This is a genomic window from Citrobacter sp. XY323 (assembly GCF_025106035.1).
Classification (GTDB): domain Bacteria; phylum Pseudomonadota; class Gammaproteobacteria; order Enterobacterales; family Enterobacteriaceae; genus Citrobacter; species Citrobacter braakii.
In genome coordinates this window covers 196,793-221,685 of record NZ_JANYUK010000002.1, presented here as the reverse complement: position 1 = coordinate 221,685, position 24,893 = coordinate 196,793, and the positions used below count along the sequence as shown (strand labels likewise).

22 protein-coding genes and 3 tRNA genes are annotated in these 24,893 nt (G+C 51.1%); 13 read left to right on the top strand and 12 right to left on the bottom strand.

Annotated elements, in window-relative coordinates; translation table 11 throughout:
• Positions 1-38: 38 nt before the first annotated feature.
• The 8 genes from N0B36_RS04560 to hinT all read right to left on the bottom strand — a co-directional run bounded on the left by N0B36_RS04560 (position 39) and on the right by hinT (position 6,083).
• Positions 39-578 carry a glycine zipper 2TM domain-containing protein gene (locus tag N0B36_RS04560; RefSeq protein WP_003030814.1) on the bottom strand — a complete coding sequence of 180 codons (540 nt, stop codon included), beginning with the start codon at positions 576-578 and terminating at the stop codon, positions 39-41.
• Between the two features lie 167 nt (positions 579-745).
• Complete coding sequence (gene ndh, locus N0B36_RS04555; RefSeq protein WP_016152676.1) at positions 746-2,050, bottom strand: NADH-quinone dehydrogenase; 1,305 nt, start codon at positions 2,048-2,050, stop codon at positions 746-748.
• 236 nt (positions 2,051-2,286) lie between these two features.
• Positions 2,287-2,829, bottom strand: a complete 543-nt coding sequence (gene ycfP, locus N0B36_RS04550; protein ID WP_003030817.1) for an alpha/beta hydrolase YcfP — start codon at positions 2,827-2,829, stop codon at positions 2,287-2,289.
• A gap of 21 nt (positions 2,830-2,850) precedes the next feature.
• Positions 2,851-3,876, bottom strand: coding sequence for a beta-N-acetylhexosaminidase (nagZ, locus tag N0B36_RS04545; RefSeq protein ID WP_047359323.1), 1,026 nt, complete (start codon positions 3,874-3,876; stop codon positions 2,851-2,853).
• A 10-nt stretch (positions 3,877-3,886) separates the two neighbouring features.
• Positions 3,887-4,711 (bottom strand): thiamine kinase, encoded by an 825-nt coding sequence (thiK, locus tag N0B36_RS04540; protein WP_259686131.1) that lies wholly within the window; start codon positions 4,709-4,711, stop codon positions 3,887-3,889.
• Positions 4,692-5,333, bottom strand: coding sequence for a penicillin-binding protein activator LpoB (gene lpoB, locus N0B36_RS04535; RefSeq protein ID WP_016152673.1), 642 nt, complete (start codon positions 5,331-5,333; stop codon positions 4,692-4,694). Before lpoB ends, thiK begins: the two co-directional genes overlap by 20 nt.
• Before the next feature lie 13 nt (positions 5,334-5,346).
• Positions 5,347-5,721 carry a YcfL family protein gene (locus tag N0B36_RS04530; RefSeq protein WP_019076489.1) on the bottom strand — a complete coding sequence of 125 codons (375 nt, stop codon included), beginning with the start codon at positions 5,719-5,721 and terminating at the stop codon, positions 5,347-5,349.
• 2 nt (positions 5,722-5,723) lie between these two features.
• Positions 5,724-6,083: a purine nucleoside phosphoramidase gene (gene hinT / locus N0B36_RS04525; RefSeq protein ID WP_016156204.1), complete on the bottom strand. Its 360-nt coding sequence runs from the start codon at positions 6,081-6,083 to the stop codon at positions 5,724-5,726.
• A gap of 348 nt (positions 6,084-6,431) precedes the next feature.
• Between hinT and fhuE the strand changes: the two genes are divergently transcribed.
• Entirely contained in the window at positions 6,432-8,618 is a 2,187-nt protein-coding gene (fhuE, locus tag N0B36_RS04520) for a ferric-rhodotorulic acid/ferric-coprogen receptor FhuE (protein ID WP_259686128.1), read from the top strand.
• Positions 8,619-8,694: 76 nt separating this feature from the next.
• Here the strand turns inward: fhuE and N0B36_RS04515 are convergent, their stop codons facing one another.
• Complete coding sequence (locus tag N0B36_RS04515; RefSeq protein WP_200010162.1) at positions 8,695-9,585, bottom strand: LysR family transcriptional regulator; 891 nt, start codon at positions 9,583-9,585, stop codon at positions 8,695-8,697.
• Positions 9,586-9,730: 145 nt separating this feature from the next.
• On the opposite strand from N0B36_RS04515, the gene N0B36_RS04510 reads away from it, so the two are divergent.
• The 5 genes from N0B36_RS04510 to N0B36_RS04490 are packed head-to-tail and all read left to right on the top strand — an operon-like array spanning position 9,731 to position 15,580.
• Positions 9,731-10,330: a cysteine hydrolase gene (locus N0B36_RS04510; RefSeq protein ID WP_047501958.1), complete on the top strand. Its 600-nt coding sequence runs from the start codon at positions 9,731-9,733 to the stop codon at positions 10,328-10,330.
• Positions 10,327-11,364: a hydrogenase expression/formation protein HypE gene (gene hypE, locus N0B36_RS04505; protein WP_049282090.1), complete on the top strand. Its 1,038-nt coding sequence runs from the start codon at positions 10,327-10,329 to the stop codon at positions 11,362-11,364. Before N0B36_RS04510 ends, hypE begins: the two co-directional genes overlap by 4 nt.
• Positions 11,339-13,672 carry a carbamoyltransferase HypF gene (gene hypF / locus N0B36_RS04500; protein WP_259686122.1) on the top strand — a complete coding sequence of 778 codons (2,334 nt, stop codon included), beginning with the start codon at positions 11,339-11,341 and terminating at the stop codon, positions 13,670-13,672. The genes hypE and hypF overlap by 26 nt, the downstream gene beginning before the upstream one ends.
• Before the next feature lie 22 nt (positions 13,673-13,694).
• Positions 13,695-14,414, top strand: coding sequence for an HAD family phosphatase (locus N0B36_RS04495; protein WP_200046489.1), 720 nt, complete (start codon positions 13,695-13,697; stop codon positions 14,412-14,414).
• Positions 14,415-14,431: 17 nt separating this feature from the next.
• A complete protein-coding gene (locus N0B36_RS04490) occupies positions 14,432-15,580 on the top strand; it encodes an MFS transporter (RefSeq protein ID WP_259686121.1) in 1,149 nt (382 codons plus the stop codon).
• Positions 15,581-15,678: 98 nt separating this feature from the next.
• Here the strand turns inward: N0B36_RS04490 and N0B36_RS04485 are convergent.
• Positions 15,679-15,754 (bottom strand) — tRNA-Asn (locus tag N0B36_RS04485).
• Between the two features lie 160 nt (positions 15,755-15,914).
• On the opposite strand from N0B36_RS04485, the gene N0B36_RS04480 reads away from it, so the two are divergent.
• Both N0B36_RS04480 and N0B36_RS04475 read left to right on the top strand, forming a co-directional pair.
• The gene (locus N0B36_RS04480) at positions 15,915-17,402 is read left to right on the top strand and encodes an EmmdR/YeeO family multidrug/toxin efflux MATE transporter (protein WP_049040618.1); all 1,488 of its coding nucleotides are present in this window, start codon (positions 15,915-15,917) and stop codon (positions 17,400-17,402) included.
• 99 nt (positions 17,403-17,501) lie between these two features.
• Positions 17,502-17,577, top strand: a tRNA-Asn gene (locus tag N0B36_RS04475).
• Positions 17,578-17,619: 42 nt separating this feature from the next.
• Here N0B36_RS04475 and cbl read toward each other — a convergent pair.
• Entirely contained in the window at positions 17,620-18,570 is a 951-nt protein-coding gene (cbl, locus tag N0B36_RS04470) for an HTH-type transcriptional regulator Cbl (RefSeq protein ID WP_016152661.1), read from the bottom strand.
• Between the two features lie 101 nt (positions 18,571-18,671).
• Positions 18,672-19,589 (bottom strand): nitrogen assimilation transcriptional regulator NAC, encoded by a 918-nt coding sequence (nac, locus tag N0B36_RS04465; RefSeq protein WP_016156200.1) that lies wholly within the window; start codon positions 19,587-19,589, stop codon positions 18,672-18,674.
• A gap of 60 nt (positions 19,590-19,649) precedes the next feature.
• On the opposite strand from nac, the gene N0B36_RS04460 reads away from it, so the two are divergent.
• From N0B36_RS04460 to N0B36_RS04440, 5 genes are all read left to right on the top strand, one after another.
• The gene (locus tag N0B36_RS04460) at positions 19,650-19,802 is read left to right on the top strand and encodes a hypothetical protein (protein ID WP_194831205.1); all 153 of its coding nucleotides are present in this window, start codon (positions 19,650-19,652) and stop codon (positions 19,800-19,802) included.
• Between the two features lie 113 nt (positions 19,803-19,915).
• A tRNA-Asn gene (locus N0B36_RS04455) sits at positions 19,916-19,991 on the top strand.
• 213 nt (positions 19,992-20,204) lie between these two features.
• The gene (shiA, locus tag N0B36_RS04450; RefSeq protein WP_016156198.1) at positions 20,205-21,521 is read left to right on the top strand and encodes a shikimate transporter; all 1,317 of its coding nucleotides are present in this window, start codon (positions 20,205-20,207) and stop codon (positions 21,519-21,521) included.
• A 118-nt stretch (positions 21,522-21,639) separates the two neighbouring features.
• Positions 21,640-23,094, top strand: a complete 1,455-nt coding sequence (locus N0B36_RS04445; RefSeq protein WP_016152657.1) for an AMP nucleosidase — start codon at positions 21,640-21,642, stop codon at positions 23,092-23,094.
• 15 nt (positions 23,095-23,109) lie between these two features.
• Complete coding sequence (locus N0B36_RS04440; RefSeq protein ID WP_235116497.1) at positions 23,110-24,888, top strand: aminopeptidase P family protein; 1,779 nt, start codon at positions 23,110-23,112, stop codon at positions 24,886-24,888.
• The last annotated feature ends 5 nt before the right edge of the window (positions 24,889-24,893 follow it).

The following is a 24,893-nucleotide window of genomic DNA, read 5'->3' as shown; positions in this document are numbered from 1 at the left end:
TGAGCGAATGGGGGGCTAATGTTCAGGATAATGCTATTTTACGCTTTGTTATTCAGTACCAACTGTCCGTTGTTATCCAACGGAATTTGCGCGCCGGGGTCCTTATCCATACGGATTTTCCCCTGCTGATCGCCAATTTTGTACGTCACGTCGTAGCCCAGCATTTTTTCAGATTTGTCATACACCGTTTTACAACGCTGCTGCGTGGTAGTGTACGTATCATTTTCTTGCATCGAACCCTGGATCTGGTTACCTGCATAACCGCCGCCTAAAGCACCGGCCACGGTAGCAATATCTTTACCGCGTCCGCCGCCAAACTGATGGCCGATAACGCCACCAGCAACCGCACCCAGCACGGATCCCGCGATACGGTTTTCATCTTGTACCGGCTTACGGTGCGTGACCGTCACGTTCCGACACTCCTGGCGCGGTGTTTTTACCGACTCTTTAATCGGTGTTGCAGAGACAACTTGTGCATACTGTGGGCCACGCTCGAAAACGTTAAGACTGGCCACCGCTGCAACACCCAGCGCAGCAGCTACGCCAATCCCTATACCCGCCAACATAGATTTATTCACGGGACTTCCTCCTTTTTTGCTATTAGCAACAACTTTGCAACAGAAGGTAAGGAATGCCAATCAGATTACGGATGAAAATAGCACGAGGAGGAGCGAAGGCAGGATGATTCGGAGAACTCTGAAGGAAGGCGCCGGATAAGTATAAACATCCGACGCCATAAGCCGTATTAATGCAGTTTCAGACGCGGGCGGATCACCCGGTTAATGCTGCCAACCAGCATCATCAGACCGGTTTTAAAGTAACCGTGCAGAGCAATCTGGTGCATGCGGTACAGTGAGATGTACACAAAGCGCGCAATACGCCCTTCTACCATCATCGAACCACGGGTCAAGTTGCCCATCAGGCTACCCACGGTAGAGAAGTTAGAAAGTGAAACCAGAGAGCCGTGGTCTTTGTACTGATACGCTTTCAGCGGCTTGCCGTTCATCTGCGCCAAAATGTTGTTCATTGCGCAGCTTGCCATCTGGTGCGCAGCCTGAGCGCGCGGCGGCACAAAACCACCTTCCGGGCGAGCGCAGGAAGCGCAGTCGCCAATCGCGTACACGTCGGGATCGCGCGTGGTCTGCAGAGTCGGCTCAACCACCAGTTGGTTAATACGATTGGTTTCCAGACCGCCAATGTCCTTCATAAAGTCTGGCGCTTTGATCCCCGCAGCCCACACCATCAGATCGGCTTCAATGTACTCACCATCCTTGGTATGCAGTCCGCCTTCATCAGCGCTGGTTACCATCGTCTGGGTCAGTACGCGTACGCCCAGTTTGGTTAACTCATTATGCGCAGCACTGGAAATACGCGGCGGCAACGCAGGCAGAATACGCTCACCGGCTTCTACCAGCGTAACGTTCAGCGCTTCGTTGGTCAGCCCTTTGTAACCATAGCTGTGCAGCTGTTTTACCGCATTGTGCAGCTCGGCTGAGAGTTCAACCCCCGTCGCACCGCCGCCGACAATGGCGATATTTACTTTGCCGTTAGCGCCCAGATTCGCGGAGTACTTCAGGAACAGATTCAGCATCTCCTGGTGGAAACGACGCGCCTGATGCGGGTTATCCAGGAAAATGCAGTTTTCTTTGACGCCCGGCGTATTGAAATCGTTGGAGGTACTGCCCAACGCCATCACCAACGTGTCATACGGGACTTTGCGCTCAGGAACCAGCAGCTCGCCCTTCTCATCGCGCAGCTCGGCAAGAGTAATGGTTTTCGCTTCGCGATCGATATCCACCACCGAACCCAACTGAAACTGGAAACCGTGGTTACGGGCATGCGCCAGATAGCTCAGCGCATCCACGCCTTCGTCCAGGGAACCCGTCGCGACTTCATGCAATAACGGTTTCCATAAATGGCTGTGGTTTCTGTCCACCAGCGTGATTTTGGCCTTTTTCTTGCGCCCCAGCTTTTTACCCAGCTGCGTCGCCATTTCCAGTCCGCCAGCACCGCCGCCGACAATCACGATTCTTTTTAATGGTGTAGTCAACGTGACCCCCTTAAATTTATTAACCAATTGTTAATTAAAAGTTATAGGTATAGCCTTTAATTAACAACAAGTTACGATAATGAAAATGTTCTTCGAGAGTGAGAATAACACGAACGGTGCATTGGTCATACCAAAATTGATGTGTATCAAGTTTTGATGCTGAAAAGATAGACAACACGAACTTTAAGAACAAAAAAACCAGCCCGAAGGCTGGTTTTTTACACGTTCATTGAGGATTAACCTAACGTCTTGAACGCTTTGATGCGCTGCAAATGCGGGGAGATATTCTTAAACTTGTGCGTCTGCTCTTCGTCCCAGACTATCTCGTAAAAGTGATGCAGCTCTTCTGACGAACGCTGACTATTGAGCGCTTCATCATGACGTGACAGGATCACCAGGCAGCGATCGCGATTCTTTTCGCGGAAATTGGTCACGCATTTTGTCGCGATATCGGCATACTCTTCAGGCCTGTCGATTTTTCCTTCCATGTTCTCATACGGGAACAGGTTGGGATTAAACACTACCTGACGAATATCACACAGGAAACCAATCCGTTCAGCCCAATATCCCCCGAGCCCCACGCCACAAATCAGCGGACGGTCGTCCACATTAAGCTGCAGCATTTTGTCCACTTCTTTCAGTAGATGCTGCATGTCATGTTTAGGATGCCGCGTACTGTAGCTAATCAGCCTGACATCCGGGTCGATGAACTGCAGCTGCAACACCTTTTCGTGGTTGCCCGGGCTGTTAGAGTCAAAACCGTGTAAATAGATAATCATCGCATCCTCGCCAAACTTGCGTTAATGACCTGCTTTCTCTTCCTGCCAGCGCTCATGAAGCTGGTTGAGCTGGGCGCTTACCGTCTTCCAGCGTGCCGAGTCCATCAGTTCCTGACGTGAAAATGAACCTTTATGATACAAACGTGTAACACGTTCTGCATTGATCGGCGACAGATTATCTAACACACTGACCGCGCCTTTACGATTATTGCAGACCAGGATCATATCGCAACCCGCATCCAGCGATGCCTGACCACGCTCAGCATAGCTTCCCATAATCGCCGCCCCTTCCATCGACAAATCATCGGAGAAAATGACGCCATCGAAACCAAGCTCCTGACGCAGCACCGTTTTCAGCCAGTGTGGCGAACCGCTCGCCGGACGCGGGTCCACGTCACTGTAGATGACATGCGCAGGCATAATGGCATCGAGTTTGTTTTCCGTAATCAACGTCTGGAACACGGACATATCTTTTGCACGAATTTCGGCTTCTGAACGTGGATCGGTTGGGGTTTCTTTATGCGAATCCGCCGTCACAGCCCCATGCCCGGGGAAATGTTTACCGGTAGTTTTCATGCCAGCAGCATGCATACCGTCAATGAAGCGAGTCGCCATAGCCAGCGCTTTCCGCGGATCGGCATGGTAAGAGCGTTCGCCAATCGCCGCGCTGATATGCCCCACATCCAGCACCGGCGCAAAACTGATATCTATATCCATTGCGATCATTTCGCTGGCCATTAGCCATCCGGCGTCCTGAGCCAGATTGCCGCCTTCTTCCAGACCGTGCAGTGCTGCAAAGGATTGGGCCGCGGGCAGACGCGTAAATCCTTCGCGAAAACGCTGTACCCTGCCGCCTTCCTGATCTACCGCCACCACCAGATGATTGCGTGATGCCGCGCGAATCTGGCGCACTAATTCACGCAACTGTTCCGGGTCATGATAATTTCGGGTAAAGAGGATCAACCCACCTACCAGCGGATGCGCCAGAATCTCGCGCTCTTCAGCGTCCAGCTCATACCCTTCGACATCCAACATTACTGGGCCCACACTGCTCTCCTTATCCTTTCATTATTAGCTGCCGCCAGGTTTCATCGGCCAGCCTGATAAATTGTCGATCGCCGGTTTGTCGCCAGCGATACTCAAACCACCCCGCTTTCAGCATTATGACCCAAGGCCGCCATCGTCTGACCTGCCGCCACAGCGCGTTTTGTTCAATGTGCGCTCGTTGGGCGTAGGCGCTAACCAGCCGTTGGTGCTGAGATTCGTCCTTGACCCAAACCGCCGCCAGCTCCAGAGCGATATCACCGTCTCCGGCATATTCCCAGTCAATCAGCCGCAGCCCTGATGCTGTACGAACGATGTTGTCACCGTGGATATCCATATGCAGAGGCCCCAGACGCAAAGGTCGAGGCTCACCGCTTTTCCTGAGTCGCTTCAACGCTCGCAACCAGCATGGCGTACGACGCGCCGGATCGCCACACTGCCAGTACTGTTCGAGTAGCGGCAGCAGACTGATTCGCCAGCCCAATTGGGGTTGTTGGTGCAGATGATACAATAAGCCAGCGAGTTCGTCGGCGTCCGGTAATCTGGATTCAACCTTACCGTGAAAAAAGTCGACCGCCATCCACCCACGTATATAAAAGCGGGGGCGCGGCGCAAGGCTTTCAGGCAGGTGCTTTAACGCGTGATAGTGGCGTAAGAAATGCGATTCCGGCGCGTCAGGGTCGTGATGACAGCGCAACACTAAGCGGTGGGTATCGTGTTCGATGATGCAGCTCCCGCCGCTCAGGCCGCTCTGGTTGGCTACGACGGGATAATACTGCGGGAAATAGCGCGACAACACCTCGTCGCGCCTTAGCCGGTTATTGTTGCTGTACGGCACCTTTACCTGACCAGATTATCTCGCCAGTTTGTACCAGCATTAATTGCATTTGCAGGGCCGGCGAATTGACGTTGCCGGAGGCGCTGGAATAGAGCACATACTGTGCGCCAACGTTACGGGCGATACCAATCGCTTTGCTGCGCGTTCCCAGACTGTCGTTCGGCGACAGACCTAACTGCTGTTTGGCGACAGCCAACTGCTGGGCGGAAACCAGGGTAAACTTGCCGTTATTCGCCAGCGCGTTCCTCAAGGTCTCGGTGGCTTCACCAGCATTCAACGAGCCGTTGGTCCGGTTATTCACGCTATCAACCAGCAGAACGCCTCCCGCTTTGACGCCGTCAGCCTGCAGCATTTTACCGACCATCGGCTGCATAGCCCCATTCCAGTCATAGTGACGTTGACGTGGCGTCGGCTGCGCCGTTTGGTCCTCGTGCTCAATCGGACCCGGCTGCTGCGGTATGCTTGGCACCGTTGGTACAACCGGCACCGGTTGTTGCGGCTGCGCGGGCTGTTCCGGCACTGGCTTTACTTCCTCTACAGGTGCGGGCTCACGTTGCGCCACACAGCCAGAGAGAAACATCGCCAGCGCGGCAATCAGTGCGTAGCGATTCATTTTGATCATCAAGATTCACCCCTTACAAATAAAGATAAAGTCTAACCTTGTGCGCCCCCAGAAAATTGGCGCTGCCGTACAGCGTCACCGACGAATGAGCCGGGATAGTCACGCTGCGTGGCGCTTCCAGAGGATGCATTTCCAGTCCTCTGGCGTCATACCAGTAAAACCGATAATGAACGGTAACGGGTTCTTGTCTTTCGTTATAAAGTCGCGAGGATGCTGAGGCCTGAATATCAGACGTGGTTAACGTCGGCTGTTCTGCTGTAATGCCCGACGCCAGAATCGTTGATTCCATCACCAGCGACTGTTCATCACTTACCGGGATTTCAGGATGTGCCCGACAGCCAGCCAGTAGCAGCAAGCTCAGTGAAAGTGCAATGCATCCTCTGGTCATGCTTAGAGACCTTTATGCGCAAGCATTGGACCCAGCGCACGTCCACCCAGCAGGTGCATATGAATGTGATACACCTCCTGACCGCCGTGACGATTGGTATTCATAATTAAACGATACCCATCCGCAGCAATGCCTTCCTGCTCGGCGATTTTCGCCGCTACGGTGATCATGCGACCCAACGCCTGCTCGTGTTCCGCTGTCACATCGTTGACGGTCGGGATCAGGACGTTAGGAATGATCAGAATGTGCGTAGGTGCCTGAGGGGAAATATCACGAAACGCAGTGACCAGTTCATCCTGGTACACGATATCTGACGGAATTTCACGACGGATAATTTTGCTGAATATAGTTTCTTCTGCCACGACGTTTTCCTTTTTCATTAACAGCCCAAGCGTTATGCCATGCTACGCCGGGTCACTCTGCGAGTATAGAGTATGAGCGAGTTACTCACGCTCTTTCAACTTTAACCCTCGATTTTTTAAGCAAAAAGCCCTGCCACTGCTGTTCTTATAACCATTTCCCGTCGCTATTGCTTAAGCATAGTACTGAAACAACATTTCACTTATGCCGTAGCATCTGTTTACACATTGAATGTGAATGCGTATATTTCGCATTTGCATTCATATGCAAACTTAATAATTTACAACCAAAGGGTTCATCACAACCTCAGCGATTCGAACTTAATATTAATAATTATCAAGGACTTTTCGATGTCTTTCACAACACACAACGGGGATGACCAGCGCCAACCGGGGCTTGCCCCTTCTGTACTGGCAGCCTGCATCACGTTAGCACTATTGCCTTCCACCGGCCTCGCAGCCCCTGCTGAAGAGACGGTGATCGTTGAGGGCTCTGCTCCAGCCACATCCAGCGAGGAGCAGGATTACAGCATCAAATCAACGACTGCTGGCACCAAAATGCAGATGACGCAGCGCGATATTCCGCAATCAGTCAGTATTATCAGTCAGCAGCGCATGGAAGATCAGCAACTGCAAACGCTGGGCGATGTGATGGACAACACGTTGGGGATAAGCAGAAGTCAGGCGGATTCAGATCGCAGTAGCTATTACTCTCGCGGATTTCAGATTGATAACTACATGGTCGATGGGATTCCGACCTATTTTGAATCCCGCTGGAATCTCGGTGATGCCCTTTCCGACACGGCCCTTTTTGAGCGTATCGAAGTGGTCCGTGGCGCAAACGGGCTAATGACCGGGACGGGTAACCCCTCAGCCTCGATTAATATGATCCGTAAGCATGCCACCAGCCGCGAGTTCACCGGTAATGTTTCTGCGGAATATGGCAGTTGGAATAAACAACGATATGTGACCGATCTTCAAAGCCCGCTCACGGCAGACGGCAACGTGCGCGGGCGCATCGTGGCGGGCTACCAGAATAACGACGCCTGGCTTGATCGCTACAATAGCGAAAAAATGTTCTTCTCCGGGATTGTCGATGCCGATCTGGGCGACACCACCAGCCTGTCTGCGGGTTATGAATACCAGCGCATTGATATCAACAGTCCAACCTGGGGTGGATTGCCGCGCTGGAATACCGACGGCAGTAAAAACAGCTATGACCGCTCGCGCAGCACTGCGCCGGACTGGGCGTACAACGATAAAGACTTCAACAAAGTGTTTGTCACCATCAAGCAACGTTTTGCCGATACCTGGCAGGCGACAATGAATGCCACCCACTCCGAGGTCAAGTTTGACAGTAAAATGATGTACGTCGATGCCTATGTCAATAAAGCCGATGGCACGCTGATTGGCCCGTATGGCAGCTATGGTCCGGGCTATGACTACGTCGGAGGTACCGGCTGGAACAGCGGCAAGCGTAAGGTGGATGCCGTCGATCTGTTCGCCGACGGCGGTTACGACCTGTTTGGTCGTCAGCATAATCTGATGCTGGGCGGCAGCTACAGCAAACAGAATAACCGTTACGAAAGCGCGTGGGCGAACGTATTCCCCAACGAAATCGGCAGCTTCTATACCTTCGATGGTAACTTCCCGGAAACCAACTGGAACCCGCAGTCATTGGCTCAGGACGATACCACGCACATGAAATCGCTCTACGCCGCAACACGTATTTCGCTGGCCGACCCACTGCATTTGATTGTCGGCGCGCGTTATACCAACTGGCGTATCGACACCCTCGCCTACAGCATGGAACAAAACCATACCACGCCGTATGCGGGCCTGGTGTATGACATTGACGATAACTGGTCTACGTACGCCAGCTATACCTCAATCTTTCAGCCGCAGAACAAGCGCGACAGTTCCGGTAAATATCTCTCCCCAATTACCGGCAATAACTATGAACTTGGCCTGAAGTCCGACTGGATGAACAGCCGTTTAACCACCACCCTCGCGGTCTTCCGCATTGAACAGGATAACGTGGGCCAATCAACCGGCGTACCAATTGCCGGTAGCAATGGCGACACGGCCTATAGAGCGATGGATGGAACGGTCAGCAAAGGGGTCGAATTCGAAGTTAACGGTGCGATCACCGATAACTGGCAGATGACGTTCGGCGCGACACGCTATGTTGCTGAAGACAACGAAGGCAATGCGGTAAACCCGAACCTACCGCGTACCACAGTAAAACTGTTTACCCGTTATCGCCTGCCAGCCATGCCGGAACTGACCGTGGGCGGTGGGGTTAACTGGCAGAATCGTGTTTATAGCGATACGGTCACGCCGTTTGGCACATTCCGTGCGGAACAGGGAAGCTACGCCCTGGTCGATTTATTCACTCGCTATCAGGTGACGAAAAACTTCTCTGTGCAGGGTAACCTCAATAACCTGTTCGATAAAACCTACGACACCAATGTCGACGGTTCTATCGTCTATGGCGAGCCGCGCAACGTCAGCGTCACCGCCAGCTATCAGTTCTGATTCGAAACACATCACGCTCCACCTGCTCGTCAGGTGGAGTGATATTGATACATTGCGGCGAAAACTCCCCCCTTTTTTACACCACAATAGAGGTATCTCCTGCTACGACCAAGCGCAAAAAATCATCCCGACGATGATTTTTTATTTTTGGGTTCCACACCACACCTATATCCCAGCGTATTTGCTTTTCCATAGGCATTAATAAATTAACATTGGCGGGCAAAAAAGTACGAACGCTTGCGGGTAAAAAGGCAACGCCGTTACCACCAGCAATTAATGCCAGTAACGACGTCATATCATCCGTAGCGGACACCGTAACAGCCTTCAACTGGTTACTTTGGAGAAAATATGCAGTTTGTTCAGCAAGGCAAGGGCTGGTAGACGGATCGAGTTGGAGTAAGGGATATGCCGATAGTGCACTCTGAATATTCATATTGTGTATATCGCTATTCGCCGGCATAGCAAGCGCCAGCGTTTCCTCATAAAGAATATATGAAACCAGACCTTTACTTACAGGTGCCCGCACAAAACCAATATGCAACCGCCCCTCCAACAGCATTTTCATTTGAACACTAGAAGGAAGATGATTAATAACAACCTCACACTCAGGAACTTGCTGATGAAATTGTCTTATCCACTTTGGAACTTGCTGAAATGACGAAATCCCAAAGCCCATAAATAACTTTTCACGATTTTTCGAATTTACCTCTCTCGCATAGTTCAGAAATTCAATATGGGATTGTAAAAGCTCATTTGCTTTAGAAAAAAGCTGCTGCCCCAATACAGTTAAACTTGCGCCATGACGTCCGCGCAAAAAAAGAACGCCACCTGTCAAATGTTCCAGCGTCTGTATCTGCTTTGATAGTGCTGGTTGCGTCAAGAAGAGTTCTTTTGCAGCATTGCTGTAACTTCCTTTCATCGCCAAGGTAACAAAAGCTCGAAGCAGTTTTATATCTATTCCTTTCATTTATTGAACCCTGAAAAAAATGGAATTATACAAATACCTATAACAGGCCCATGATAGCAAGGGATGGCAATAAAGAAAAATAACTGACCAGTAGAAAACTGTAAAAAAACTATCAATTAATATTTAATTATAAAGGAATATAAATATGCCAAATGTAGCCGTGCTAACAAATGATTTGCAATATGAGTTTACGTATAAAATCACCCGATCGGCTCAGGAATTAGAACAAAAACTAACAGCATTTAATCAATTTCTTGATGGTGTCAGAAACCAAAACCAGGCCGTCATCCATTTGCAGTTAATAAACGATCCCGACGACCCCGCAGTACAGCGCCGCTATAAAAATCGCGCTGCGGGTATTCCAGCTTTGGCCGGGCGGCCAGAAAACCAAATAATCGACAGTATTTACCACCCTTCTGACCTCATCGTAGTAAAAGGGAGAGACAGTGGTTTCTTTAACAATAACCTCGATGAAACGCTGCAAAATCTGGGCATCAAAACGGTTATCGTGACCGGTTTGCAAACGCACGTCTGCGTTCAAACCACCGCTGCAGATGCTTTTTTCCGCGGATACAATGTGTGGGTGCCAGAGGACTGCGTTTTTGCCCCTTCCACAGATGACACCACTCGCGCCTTAGAGTGGCTTGCCAACTATTGCGCAACCGTTGCCCCTTCAACTGAGATTTTATCGCTGTTGGCAAAACATAGCGATCTTCCTGAGCGCAATGAAGGGAAATCCGCATGAAAAATCCATTAATACAGGAACTGGAACCGACAGATACCGTTGTTCTGGACCATGGAACAGGCGCTCGCCTTAGTCGAGAACTTGTCGAACTAATTGCGGAAATTCTCGGCGATACCTATCTGGGTACCATGGAAGACAGCGCCTTACTCGACCTACCGTCGCGACAAATTGCATTTACTACCGACTCTTTCGTTGTTACACCACTGATCTTTGGTAATGGGGATATCGGTAAAATTGCGGTATGCGGTACCGTCAACGATCTTGCTGTGAGTGGTGCACGTCCGCTGTATCTGACGCTGAGTCTTATTATTGAGGACGGCATGCCCATATCCGAACTCGTCACTGTTATTGAATCGGTCCGCGATACTGCTATTGCGGCAGACGTCAAAATCGTTGCCGGGGACACCAAAGTTGTTGGGAAGGGAGAAGCCGATCGTCTGTTCATTAACACGGCTGGCTTGGGCGTTCTTGAACAGTCCCCTGTTTCAATTAAAAACGTTCGTCCTGGGCAAAAAATAATACTGAGTGGCTATATTGGAAATCACTCTATCCACCTGCTATCCCTGCGAGAAGGACTAGGATTTGAACGAAATATCCTCAGCGACTGCGCCCCACTCAACATGATGATTCGCCAACTTCTCGATACCGTTCCTGCCGGAAAAATTACCTCAATGAGGGATGTAACTCGCGGTGGCCTCTCTGCAGTGCTTCATGAATATGCGCGTGCAGCAAAACATGAAATGCGTTGCGAGCGACAATCTTTGCCGATCCAGCCTGAAACAGCGATGGCGGCAAATATGCTGGGCGTCGATGTCATCAATCTTGCTAACGAGGGATGCCTTTGCTTGTTTGTAGAATCGGATAGTGCAGAAGAAGTGCTCAAACTCTTACAAGCGCACCCGCTTGGCCAAAAGGCCGCGATTATTGGCGAGGTATTAACAATCCCTCAAGCCAAAGTCAGCATGCTTGAACAGGATGGAACCGTATCGACTATAGAGGAGCTCTACGGTGCAGAATTGCCACGACTCTGCTAAGCAATGCGACGCAGTGGAAACCCGGCGTTACCGCATTTGCGGTATCGTCCAGGGGGTAGGATTTCGTCCTTTAGTCCATCGACTGGCTCGCACCTTCGAAGCCACAGGCTGGGTACTTAATGATTCCGAAGGCGTATTGCTGGAGCTACAGGCCACGTCCAGACATATCGCGCAACTCATTGATGAGCTAGTATCTAAACCGCCACCAATGGCCCGCATCAATAGTATTGTGGAAGTACCACGAGAAAATTCGGTTCAACAATACGCAGAATTTAGTATCCGTAAAAGCCGTCAGTTGGCGCGGATGGATACTATTATCCCACCAGATTCAAACGTCTGTCAGGATTGCCTTAATGAAATGTCTGACCCGCTAAACCCGAGGTATCGGTACGCTTTTATTAATTGCACCAACTGCGGGCCACGATACTCAATTATCCAGGCAATGCCTTATGATCGTTCACAAACAACAATGCAAGCCTTTGCAATGTGTCCTGCCTGTCAGCGTGAGTATGATGACATCAATAATCGCCGTTATCACGCGCAGCCCAATGCTTGTCCAGAATGCGGACCAAAACTGGACCTAAGGTCTTGCAACGGCGAAACGATAATCACAAACGATATCGTCAAATTTGCCCTAGCAAGGCTACAAGAGGGCGCGATTATTGCGATGAAAAGCCTTGGTGGTTTTCATCTGGTTGTTGATGCGAATAATGAAAATGCCGTTTCGCAACTGCGAAAGCGCAAGCACAGAGATGCCAAAGCTTTTGCTATTATGGTAAGGGATTCAAATCAGGCAGCTCGCATAGCCCGTGTCAGCGCGCATGAAAAAAAAATTCTGGAAAGTGTTGAGCGCCCAATCGTATTACTGCGTAAACGTAAAAATACACTGCCGGAAATTATCGCACCGCATAACCCCAATATTGGTGTCATGCTCCCATCCACACCACTTCAGTATTTAATGCTAGAAGATACCACAATGCCAGCCCTGGTGATGACCAGTGGTAATCTCTCAGGCCATCCAATCGTATTTGATAATACGAGTGCTATTGTGCAGTTGGGTGAAATCGCAGACTATTTTATTCTTAACGATCGTGACATTCATACTCGTGTCGATGATTCCGTTGTCCGTGTCATGACCCATGGTAATAACCTTTCATTCCTTCGGCGCTCACGAGGTTATGCCCCCTATCCTGTACACCTTACTTCCCGGGTTGATCCGATCATCGCTCTTGGCGCAGAACTAAAAACAACCGTGAGTATAGCGAAGGGTAATGAGGTGTTTATGAGCCAGCACATTGGCGATCTCAAAAATGATCTTACGTTTACATCACACCTTACGTGCGTTAATCATCTGCAAAAGCTTCTTAATATTGAGCCGAAGGTTGTGGCTTGCGATCTCCATCCAGCGTTTCGCTCGACGCGTCGTGCACTGGAACAATCGCAACTGCGGGTTATTCAGGTGCAGCATCATCATGCACACATGGCATCGTGCATGGCTGAAAACGGACTCAGTGGAAAAACTATTGGCGTTGTGTTCGACGGTACGGGCTACGGCGTTGATGGCACTATCTGGGGTGGCGAATTTCTTGTAGGGGATACCAGAAGCGTTAAACGTGCAGCACACCTTCGTTATATCGGCCTACCAGGCGGTGATAGCGCGGTTAAAGAACCCATTCGGATTGCTATTTCGTTATTAACGGAAATCTACGGGGAATATATTCCTGAGCTTTCTATTCCTGGCCTACAAACATTGTCGGCTGTCCAGAGGGACGTTTTCGCCAAAATGACTTACCGAAGGATCAATACACCAGTGACCAGCAGTATCGGCCGACTTTTCGATGGCATTTCCGCATTAATGGGCATTTGTACACATATTGAATATGAAGCACAGGCCGCCATTGAATTGGAAGCATTATTGCAGAGCGATCTTCATATGTCGCAACCTTTTTCTTTCTCGATTGTCGAGTCAGAAGACCATCTCGAGGTGGATTATCGCCCGATGGTTCATGAGATGATTACAGCATTAACAGTACACTCCCTCGATTTACCTGAATTAAGCAGGCGCTTTCATTCAACTATCGTAGAGATTATTACCGCAGTCTCTACCCGTTTATCTGCCCTTGCCATGACACGGCAAGTTGTACTGAGTGGAGGTGTCTTTTGTAATGCGTTCCTTCTCTACAATGCCCTTGACAGACTGCAAGCGGCCGGACTTAAAGTTTACTGCCATCAACTCGTCCCCACTAATGATGGTGGCATCTCTTTAGGGCAAATTGTCGTTGCATCCAGCCTAAGCCAAACGAATTAACTTAATAATAAGGAAATAAAATATGTGTAATGCCATCCTGAAAGCTGCTGCCGTATTATTTGATATGGACGGTGTGCTTATTGATTCAAATGAAGTGATTGAAAGAGCCTGGCATGAAGCGGCTGCAATGTATGGTAAAACAATATCGGAACAAGAAATTATTAAGCATATCCACGGACAGCCTGGTCCGCATACTATTCGGGCGCTCTTCAGTGACCTACCGCTCGTTGATCAGCAAAAGGTTCAGGCTCATATTATTCATGTTGAAAATACTGCGTCTTATAATCCTATCCCGGGAGTCGCAGAACTTATTACCGTACTGGATGCTTCAGGTATTCAGGTTGGCATTGTAACCAGCGGCTGGCGTGAGAAAATCGACCGTGTGACGGCGATGCTTCAGATTCAGTCCTGCATTTCTGTGATTGTTGAGCGCGATGACGTCGCCCGAGGGAAACCTTTCCCAGACCCTTATCTTCTTGCAGCCGAGCGTTTTGCTATTCCCGCGGAGAAAACAATCGTCTTTGAAGATTCCAAAAGTGGCGTCACGTCTGCTGTTGCAGCTGGAGCTTTTTGCGTCGGGATCGGTAGCGCTGAACTGATTTCCTGCGGAGCTCGGCTTACTATTTCGGACTTTACCGGTGTTGAAGTCATATCACGACTGGATGGAAACATCGCGATTTCATTTTGCCCAGGGCATGTTTTGATGATCGATAAAAAAGACGCATCTCAAGAAACAAAGTAGAGTTAAAAGGGCCATCAATGGAAATCGCGCAAAAAGGACGCTGGGCTGTTACAACATTATTTTTTGTTAATGGATTAGTTACCGGTGCCTGGGCTGTGCAAATTGCCCAACTGGTTTCACGTTTTCACATTACTGATAAAGTAATAGGCCATTTGATACTTATTTTCGGTCTGGGTGCATTATTTATGATGCCGCTATCCGGCATGGCGATGGAAAAATATGGCTCACAACGCATCGTGCGTATTTTTTCCATCGCAGCCTCGCCTGCTCTTATTCCCGTGGGACTCGCACCTGATATCTACCTGTTAACACCGATACTCTTTTTTCTTGGTGCCATGATCGGGGCAATGAACGTTGCGATGAATTCGAATGCAGTTGCCGTCGAGAAAGCCTTATCACGCACAGTGTTATCTTCATGCCACTGTTTTTGGAGCATAGGGCTTTTCACTTCAGGCCTGATTGGGGGGTATCTGGTTAAGCAGTTCGGTTTTCTCACGCACCTTTTTTTGATTGGCACGTTTTCCTTAGCGATAACATTGTCGGTATGCCCACATGTCATCAAAGATAAATCGATAAAAATTAAACGTTCAATTAAAGAAAAACAGCCTCATCATTCGAGCACCATCTACGTTATCGGTGTTATTGCCCTGCTGGCCATGATCCCGGAATGTGCGGTCGTTGACTGGTCGTCACGTTATTTACTGAAAAACCTTAATGCAACTACGGAAACGGCAAGTCTTGCTTTTGCCTGCTTCGCGGGAACCATGGCGATTTTTCGCTTTTTGGGGGATTTCATTCGCAATCATTTCGATGCCATTTTTGTAATGCGCACATCCAGTCTGGTGGCTGGAATCGGACTGCTGGCAGCGGCAGCGGCAAATACCCCTTGGCAGGCTACCGTTGGTTTTGCTATTGCTGGTATCGGTATCGCCAATCTGGTACCGATTGCTTTTTCCGCGGCCGGAAACCAGCCTGATATCTCAACCAATGCAGGAATGGGTATCGTTACCACCATTGGTTATCTGGGCACGTTGCTGGCACCTGCTCCTGTTGGTCTGGTCGCTGAACTGACGGGATTTCCTGTCGTATATATAGGGATGGCCGCCATGATGGGCGTGATTATGCTGCTTGCCCCTCTCGTTCGGGTAAAACCCTGCGAAACTTGAGGCAAGCTGGATGGGAAAGCCATTGGCAAGCCTGATGTCGCCTAACGCATTGAAAACAAAAAGCCCGCTTAAGTTTCCTTAAGCGGGCTTCTTAAATATGGCTCCTCTGACTGGACTCGAACCAGTGACATACGGATTAACAGTCCGCCGTTCTACCGACTGAACTACAGAGGAATCGTTGTGGAGGCTTATCTTAGCGGCGAAAAAATTTTTGTCAAACCCCATTTCCCCGAATAAGTTTCAATTGATGCTTCTCTCGACAGTTTGTTGCATTTCCAGACATTTTAAATGGAAAAAACTTTGCAGCTTTTTGGATTCTCCCTCATCATTTGAAATGAGGTTTCAACTTTCTTCTTTAAGGTCCACTTTGAACGTCTCCGCTGCCTTACGCCAGGTCGCTTCCCGCACGCCCTGGTATGCCAAACGCAAGAGTTATAAGGTTCTCTTTTGGCGCGAAATCACTCCGCTTGCGGTCCCCATTTTTCTGGAAAACACCTGTGTGCTGTTGATGGGCGTACTGAGTACCTTCCTTGTTAGCTGGTTGGGAAAAGAAGCAATGGCTGGCGTTGGTCTCGCCGACAGTTTCAACATGGTCATCATGGCGTTTTTTGCCGCCATCGATCTGGGAACCACGGTGGTGGTAGCATTTAGCCTGGGAAAACGAGATCGTCGACGGGCAAGGGCAGCAGCCAGACAATCGCTGGTGATCATGACGATTTTTGCTACCGTGCTGGCAGCGGTCATTCACTATTTTGGTGAACAGATTATTGACGTTGTCGCCGGTGAAGCCACCCCCGATGTTAAGGCTTTGGCACTCACCTATCTGGAACTAACGGTGCTCAGCTACCCGGCGGCAGCCATTGCTTTGATCGGTAGCGGCGCACTCCGCGGAGCCGGAAATACAAAAATTCCGCTGTTGATTAATGGCGGTATGAATATCCTAAATATCATCATCAGTAGCATCCTGATCTACGGGGTCTTTTCCTGGCAAGGGCTGGGATTTGTGGGGGCAGGACTCGGGCTGACCATTTCACGCTACATCGGTGCGTTCGCCATTATCTGGGTGCTGATGATTGGTTTTAATCCGGCACTGCGTATTCCCTTCAAAAGCTATTTTAAGCCGCTCAATCTCGCCATTATCTGGGAAGTTATGGGGATCGGTATTCCGGCAAGTATTGAGTCAGTGCTATTTAATGGCGGTAAACTGTTAACGCAGATGTTTGTCTCCGGCATGGGAACCAGCGTAATTGCCGGAAACTTCATTGCATTTTCCATCGCCGCGCTCATCAACCTGCCGGGGAATGCTTTAGGCTCCGCGTCGACAATCATTACCGGCAGGCGTCTGGGAAATGGTCAGATTGCCCAAGCGGAAATCCAGTTACGCCATATATTCTGGCTCTCAACAATCGGCTTAACCGCCATCGCCTGGCTAACCGCCCCCTTTGCCGGCGTTATGGCCTCATTTTATACCCACGATCAGGATGTAAAAGAGGTCATAGTCATCCTAATTTGGCTCAACGCAGCGTTTATGCCGATATGGGCAGCATCCTGGGTGCTACCATCAGGGTTTAAGGGCGCGCGTGATGTGCGTTTTGCGATGTGGGTATCGATGTTGGGCATGTGGGGCTGTCGTGTTGTGGCGGGTTACACGTTGGGAATCGTATTAGGATGGGGTGTAGTCGGCGTTTGGTTAGGGATGTTCTTCGACTGGGCCGTGCGCGCCGCGTTATTTTACTGGCGTATGGTCACAGGCCGCTGGTTATGGAAATACCCTCGTCCCGAGCGTGAAAAGTGCATAAAACAACCGGTTGCGTCTGAATAAGCGGCGAAATGGGGAATATTTCAGCAAACGATCGCATTTATCTATTCAGGCTTTGACAACGCTGAGTGGCATCGCTAATATTCGCCTCGTTCACACGATTCCTCTGTAGTTCAGTCGGTAGAACGGCGGACTGTTAATCCGTATGTCACTGGTTCGAGTCCAGTCAGAGGAGCCATATTTAAGAAGCCTGCTTAGGAAACTAAGCAGGCTTTTTGCATTATATCTGATAATCAATCACGGCTTCATCTGGCTCCATCGCCTGGCGCTTGATTTCATCGACGGATAACCCTGCGTTGCATAGCTCAATGAATCGCCAAACGTAGTTGCGCTGCAGTTGCCCGCGTTTCAGGCCCAGCCAGACGGTATTTGCATCAAATAAGTGCCGGGTATCCAGACGTGTTAAGCTCCCCTCCTCCTGCTCTCCACTGGATTGTTCTGCCACCAGCCCGATTCCCAGCCCCAGCGACACATAGGTTTTAATCACATCCGAGTCCTGGGCGCTGAGGATAATATCCGGCACTAACCCTTTACGGGCAAATGCCTCATCGATACGGGAACGCCCCGTAATCCCCTGACGATACGTAATTAATGGCCAGTGGGCGATAGATTCCAGTGTGAGAGGAGACGTTTTCACCAAGGGATGGTCGTGAGGAACAAGCAGGCTGTGGTGCCAACGGAACCAGGGAAAAGCTACCAACAGCGGATCGCTGCTAAGTCGCTCGCTGGCAATCCCAATGTCTGCCCCACCGTTTTGCAACAGTACGTCAATCTCCTGCGGAGTACCCTGGATCAGTTCCAGACGCACCTCAGGGAAGAGCTCACGAAAGGCTTTAATCACCGCGGGCAGGCTATAGCGTGCCTGTGTATGCGTGGTGGCAATCGTCAGTACACCGGACGTGTCATTGGTAAACAGATCCGCCAGTCTGCGAACGTTGCTGGCCTCATTCAGAATACGCTCGGCAATAACCAGCAAGGCTTTGCCCGGTTCGGTCATGCCCAGCAGGCGTTTACCGCGACGGATAAAAATCTCAATGCCAAGTTCATCTTCAAGTTCACGAATATGTCGGCTGACTCCCGACTGCGAGGTGTACAGTATATTCGCGACTTCCGTCAGGTTGTAATCCTGACGGGCCGCCTCGCGGATTATTTTAAGTTGCTGGAAATTCACTTTTTGCTCCGGGCACATCAGACATTACGCTATTGTTAAAGTCTGATGCCCGGCATAACAAATAATAAAAACCCGCATCTTATTCCTGAAGGGAATAAGGTTTAGCTGACCAGCTGTAGCTCGCGGTTTTCCAGTGCCGGACGGCTTACCAGCGACAACAGGATCTCCTTCACGGCCTGTGCCTGCGGCGATAAGCTCCCTCTGGCTGAGACGTTCAGCGATAACGGCAGATTCATCGACGGGGTTGTTATCCGCGCCATCCAGCCGTTCGCGGCATTACATAATGAACGGGCCGCCGACTCAGGCAACACTGTGACGCCCATCCCACTGGCGATGGCAGCCGTTAAGGTGGCGATAGATTCAATTTCGCCAATCACTTTGGCCGTCAGGCGACGAAGCGAAAAAGCTTCATCTACACGCAGGCGAACTGCGCTGTAATCCCGTGGCAAAAACAGATTCATCTGCGCCACCGCGGCTAAATCGACGCTTTGCCCCGGGCAATCACGCGTCCCGACCAGATACAGATCCTCTTTAAGCAACGGTTGACTGCTGATACCCGCCACGGGAGAGCGCTCGTAGAGCACCGCCATGTCTAAATGCCCGCTGAGCAGCTTGTCATTCAGCACCGCCCCACTGTTTTCATGCAAATAGACCAGCACATCGGGCAGCTCTGCTCGTACTGTCTGCAATAACGGCATAGTGATGGCTGACGCCGCCGTCCCCGGCGCCAGGCCAATAGAGACCTGTCCCCCCAGGGTCTGACCTACGTTATTGACCGCAAGTTGCGCCTGCTCGCACTGGCGTAAAATCGTCCGCGCATGGGCATACAACACTTTCCCCGCTTCCGTCGGTGTGACGCCGCGTTTGGTGCGAATCAGCAGTTGCTGATCCAGTTCGCCTTCCAGCGTAGCAACCTGCTGGCTCAGCGCGGGTTGCGCGATATGCAACACTTCCGCTGCCTGGGTCAGGCTACCAATATCGACGATTTTCACGAAATATTTCAGTCGTCTGAAGTTCATTTTGCCTCCTGTCGGAATACCAGAACCCGTGCTGGCAGTCATTAAATTCAGGATTGCAAGATGCTTGCCAGTTTAGTCAGCAGCCGTGTTTTACGGTTAAAACCGCGTAAAGTCAGGATCAAAGGTGAAGAATGGACTTTTTGCACACCTGAATCTCTCATTCTGGCTGCCCTGGAAGAGGTAGGCGCGCACCAGAATGGGGCAAAAGCATAAAAAGACGGAAAGATCACCGCTTTGCTGATTTTGTCAGCAAACGAACGCACAAATGTATTTCCCCCTTTGACAAGCCTCATCGCCCTCGCTAATATGCGCCTCGTTCAAACGATTCCTCTGTAGTTCAGTCGGTAGAACGGCGGACTGTTAATCCGTATGTCACTGGTTCGAGTCCAGTCAGAGGAGCCATATTTAAGAAGCCTGCTTAGGAAACTAAGCAGGCTTTTTGCTTTTCTGTTTTTCATTCGTCTTATTTTTCATGTAGCCCTCTGGTGAGGGAGATAATCGTTTTCTCTTCCCGTCTGTCGCGGTAATCTCATAACGGTCGTTAATATATCGACTGCAATGTGTGTAGCCCAATTCAAATACTAATAACTAAAAGACAGTACAGACAGGATAACTATGGATTCCACTCTCACCTCCGCGGGTCCCCAAGAGGACGTCTCTTCGCTTCATCGTGCCCGACGCGCTGCGCTTGGTAGCTTCGCTGGCGCCGTGGTCGACTGGTATGATTTTCTGCTTTATGGCATCACCGCCGCACTGGTCTTTAATCGCGAGTTCTTCCCGCAGGTTAGCCCGGCAATGGGAACACTTGCCGCATTTGCCACTTTTGGCGTCGGATTTTTGTTCCGTCCGTTAGGCGGGGTTATCTTCGGCCACTTTGGCGATCGCCTTGGCCGTAAACGCATGCTGATGCTCACCGTCTGGATGATGGGGATTGCCACTGCGTTGATAGGGATTATTCCTTCTTTTGACACTATTGGCTGGTGGGCCCCTGTGCTGCTGGTGACGCTGCGCGCCATTCAGGGATTCGCCGTTGGTGGTGAATGGGGCGGCGCGGCGTTGCTCTCGGTCGAAAGCGCGCCGAAAAATAAAAAAGCCTTCTACAGCAGTGGCGTTCAGGTCGGTTACGGCGTCGGACTGCTGCTTTCTACCGGTCTGGTCTCACTGATTAGCTCGCAAACCACCGACGAGCAGTTCCTGAGCTGGGGCTGGCGTATTCCGTTCCTGTTCAGCATCGTACTGGTTTTGGGCGCGTTGTGGATGCGTAACAGAATGGATGAATCAGCCGAATTCGAACAGCAGCAACAGGCAGCGCAACCAGAGAAAAAGCGGTTACCGGTGGTCGAGGCGTTAATCCGCCATCCGGGCGCATTCTTAAAAATTATCGGCTTGCGCTTATGTGAACTGCTGACGATGTATATCGTCACCGCGTTTGCCCTTAATTACTCTACGCAGAACCTGGGCCTACCCCGCGAGCTGTTTCTGAATATCGGTTTGTTAGTGGGAGGACTGAGCTGTCTGACCATCCCCTGCTTTGCCTGGCTTGCCGACCGCTTTGGTCGACGGCGCGTGTACATTACCGGTGCACTGGTCGGTACGCTGAGCGCCTTCCCGTTCTTTATGGCGCTGGAAGCACAGTCTATTTTCTGGATCGTGTTCTTCGCGATTATGTTGGCCAATATTGCGCACGATATGGTGGTCTGCGTACAGCAGCCTATGTTTACCGGTTTGTTTGGCGCAAGTTATCGCTACAGCGGCGCAGGCGTTGGCTATCAGGTGGCAAGTGTGGTTGGCGGTGGTTTTACCCCCTTCATTGCTGCGGCACTGGTGACATTCTCTGGAGGAGACTGGCACAGCGTGGCCATTTATCTGATGGCCGGGTGTCTTATTTCCGCCGCCACTGCATTGCTGATGCGGGATAAGCAGCACAGTTAAGCCCTGATGCGAAGGTCATTCGGCCTTCGCACAATCTTCCTCAACGTCTGACTTTTGTTTCATATTCCTGTGACATACTATCGGGAGAGCAGTACATCTGTGGAACAAGGAGACAGACATGAACAATAAGGGCTCCAGCCTGACCCCAACTCAGGCACTGGATAAACTGGACGCGCTGTACGAGCAGTCGGTTAAAGCACTGCGTAGCGCCATTGGTAAGTACATTGAAACAGGGACGCTCCCTGACATAATCGCCCGCCATAATGGTCTTTTTGTTTACCCATCGCTTTGTGTCACCTGGGATGGCAGCGCCACCAATCCTCCGAAAACCCGCGCTTATGGCCGTTTTACCCATGCGGGCAGCTATACCACTACGATCACCCGTCCGTCGCTTTTTCGTCCCTATCTTGAAGAACAACTCACGCTGCTGTATCAGGATTATGATGCGCATATCTCCGTCGAACCGTCGCAGCATGAAATCCCTTATCCCTATGTGATCGACGGTTCTGAGCTGACGCTCGACCGCTCAATGAGCGCCGGATTAACGCGCCATTTCCCCACTACCGAGTTGTCACAGATCGGCGACGAAACAGCCGATGGTACCTATCATCCGGCGGAATTCTCCCCGCTGTCACACTTCGACGCCCGACGAGTTGATTTTTCGCTCGCACGACTGCGTCACTACACGGGAACGCCGGTTGAACATTTCCAGCCATTTGTGCTGTTCACCAACTACACCCGCTATGTCGATGAGTTCGTGCGCTGGGGCTGCAGCCAGATCCTCGATCCGAACAGCCCCTATATCGCGCTGTCATGCGCAGGCGGGATCTGGATCACCGCTGAAACGGAAGCTCCGGAAGAGGCCATCTCCGATCTCGCCTGGAAGAAACATCAGATGCCCGCCTGGCATCTAATCACCGCCGACGGTCAGGGGATCACGCTGGTCAATATCGGCGTTGGCCCGTCTAACGCCAAAACCATTTGCGATCATCTGGCCGTCCTGCGCCCTGACGTCTGGCTGATGATTGGACACTGTGGCGGCCTGCGCGAAAGCCAGGCGATTGGCGACTATGTTCTGGCCCACGCTTATCTGCGTGACGACCATGTGCTGGATGCCGTACTACCGCCGGATATTCCGATTCCGAGCATTGCGGAAGTACAACGCGCACTGTATGACGCCACCAAAGAAGTCAGCGGCATGCCCGGCGAAGAGGTTAAACAGCGCCTGCGTACCGGTACCGTCGTCACCACCGACGATCGCAACTGGGAGTTACGCTATTCCGCTTCTGCGCTGCGTTTTAACCTCAGTCGCGCGGTGGCTATTGATATGGAAAGCGCCACTATCGCCGCCCAGGGCTACCGCTTCCGCGTCCCTTACGGCACGCTGCTGTGCGTTTCCGATAAACCGCTGCACGGCGAGATCAAACTGCCTGGTCAGGCCAACCGTTTTTATGAAGGTGCCATTTCCGAGCACCTGCAAATAGGTATCCGGGCAATCGATCGTCTGCGTGCTGAAGGCGATCGACTGCACTCCCGTAAATTACGTACGTTCAACGAACCGCCGTTCCGTTAAGGCCTGAAGGTAACTATGCACAACTCAACTCCTCTTTCCGCTCTGCGCAACCTGCTGTTAGCGCAAGGGCTGGATGGCATGATTGTTCCGCGCGCCGACGCTCACCAAAGCGAAGATTGTACACCGCATGACAATAAGCTGGCCTGGCTGACCGGTTTTAGCGGCTCCGCTGGTCTCGCGTTGGTCCTGCGCGACCGCGCATTAATGTTTGTCGATGGACGCTATCAGGTCCAGGTGCGCAATGAAGTCTCGCTGGATGATTTTGAAATTCACCATTTACATGACGAACCGCTGGCCGACTATTTGCAGTCTCACGTTGCTGCGGGCGCGCGTATCGGTTTTGAACCGTTGCTGATGGTCAACAGCCAGTTTGAAGCACTGTCGGCGACCCATTGCGAGCTGGTGCCTCTTGAGCAAGATCCTTTCGACCAGGTATGGCTTGACCGCCCGGCTGCACCCTGCGGCATCATTCGTGAAATGCCCATTGAAATCAGCGGGGAAAGCAGCACACAAAAACGTGCCCGCGTCGTGGATCTGCTCACGCAACAACAGGCCGACGTTCTGGCGATCACGCTGCCGGATAACATTGCCTGGCTGCTGAATGTGCGCGGTTCCGATCTGCCAATGGTGCCAGTGCCGTTTTCGTTCGCCCTGCTCCATCGCAGCGGCGAGCTGGAATGGTTTGTTGATAGCAACAAAACCCAGCAGCTCCCTGCTGCACTGCTGAATACGCTCACGCTGGCCCCACAAGAGAGTTTTCTTGCCCGCTGCCAGCAGTTGGCCAAAGGGAAACGCTTTTTGGTCGATAAAGACTACGCCCCGGTCGCGCTGCGTTTTGCCATTGTAGAACACGGTGGCGAAGTCTTATGGGCACCCGATCCCATCACCTTGATGAAAGCGCACAAGAATGACGTTGAACTGGCGGGCTATCGGGAATGCCATGAACAAGATGGCGCGGCCTGGGTTAACTTTCTGGCATGGCTTACGCATGAAGTTCCCTTGCGCGAAGCGGCAGGCAATCCGGTCACTGAGCTGGAAGCGCAGGCCAGGCAACTGGAATTTCGCCAGCAGCAGCCGGGATTTATCGAGCAAAGCTTCAACACGATTTCGGCCTCAGCCAGCAATGCCGCAATGTGCCATTACCATTCCAGCGAAAAAACCAATACGCCCATTACCTCTCAGGCCATGTATCTGAATGATTCCGGCGGCCAGTACCATAATGGTACGACGGATACAACGCGCACCCTCGCGTTTGGTCCACAGGATCCGCAGCGTCGTCTGCATTACACCGCTGTGTTGAAAGGCTTTTTGTCGCTTATCTCACTGCAATTTCCCAGCGGCACTCAGGGTCATCAACTGGATGCCTTTAGCCGTCGAGCGCTGTGGGATCTGGGTCTGGATTTTGATCACGGTACGGGACACGGCGTAGGCCATCAGCTCCTGATCCATGAGCAGCCCCATCGCATTGCCAAAAAAGTAAACCCCTGGCCTCTGGTCGCGGGCAATATCATTACCATCGAGCCGGGTTATTATCTGGCCGGAAAATATGGGATCCGTATTGAGAATCAGGTGGAGATCATCAACAGTCGTCCTGGCTTCTGTCGCTTCTCAACGCTGACGCTGGTGCCAATTGATTTAAGTCTGGTTGAACTGCATCTGCTAAGTGAGGCTGAAAAGCAGTGGATTGATGATTACCACCAGCAGGTCAGAGAGACGTTATCCCCACGCGTGAACGCAGAGGCTCGTCCGTGGTTGTTCGCCGCCACTGCGCCGATTCGCATTCAGGCCAATTAATGCAT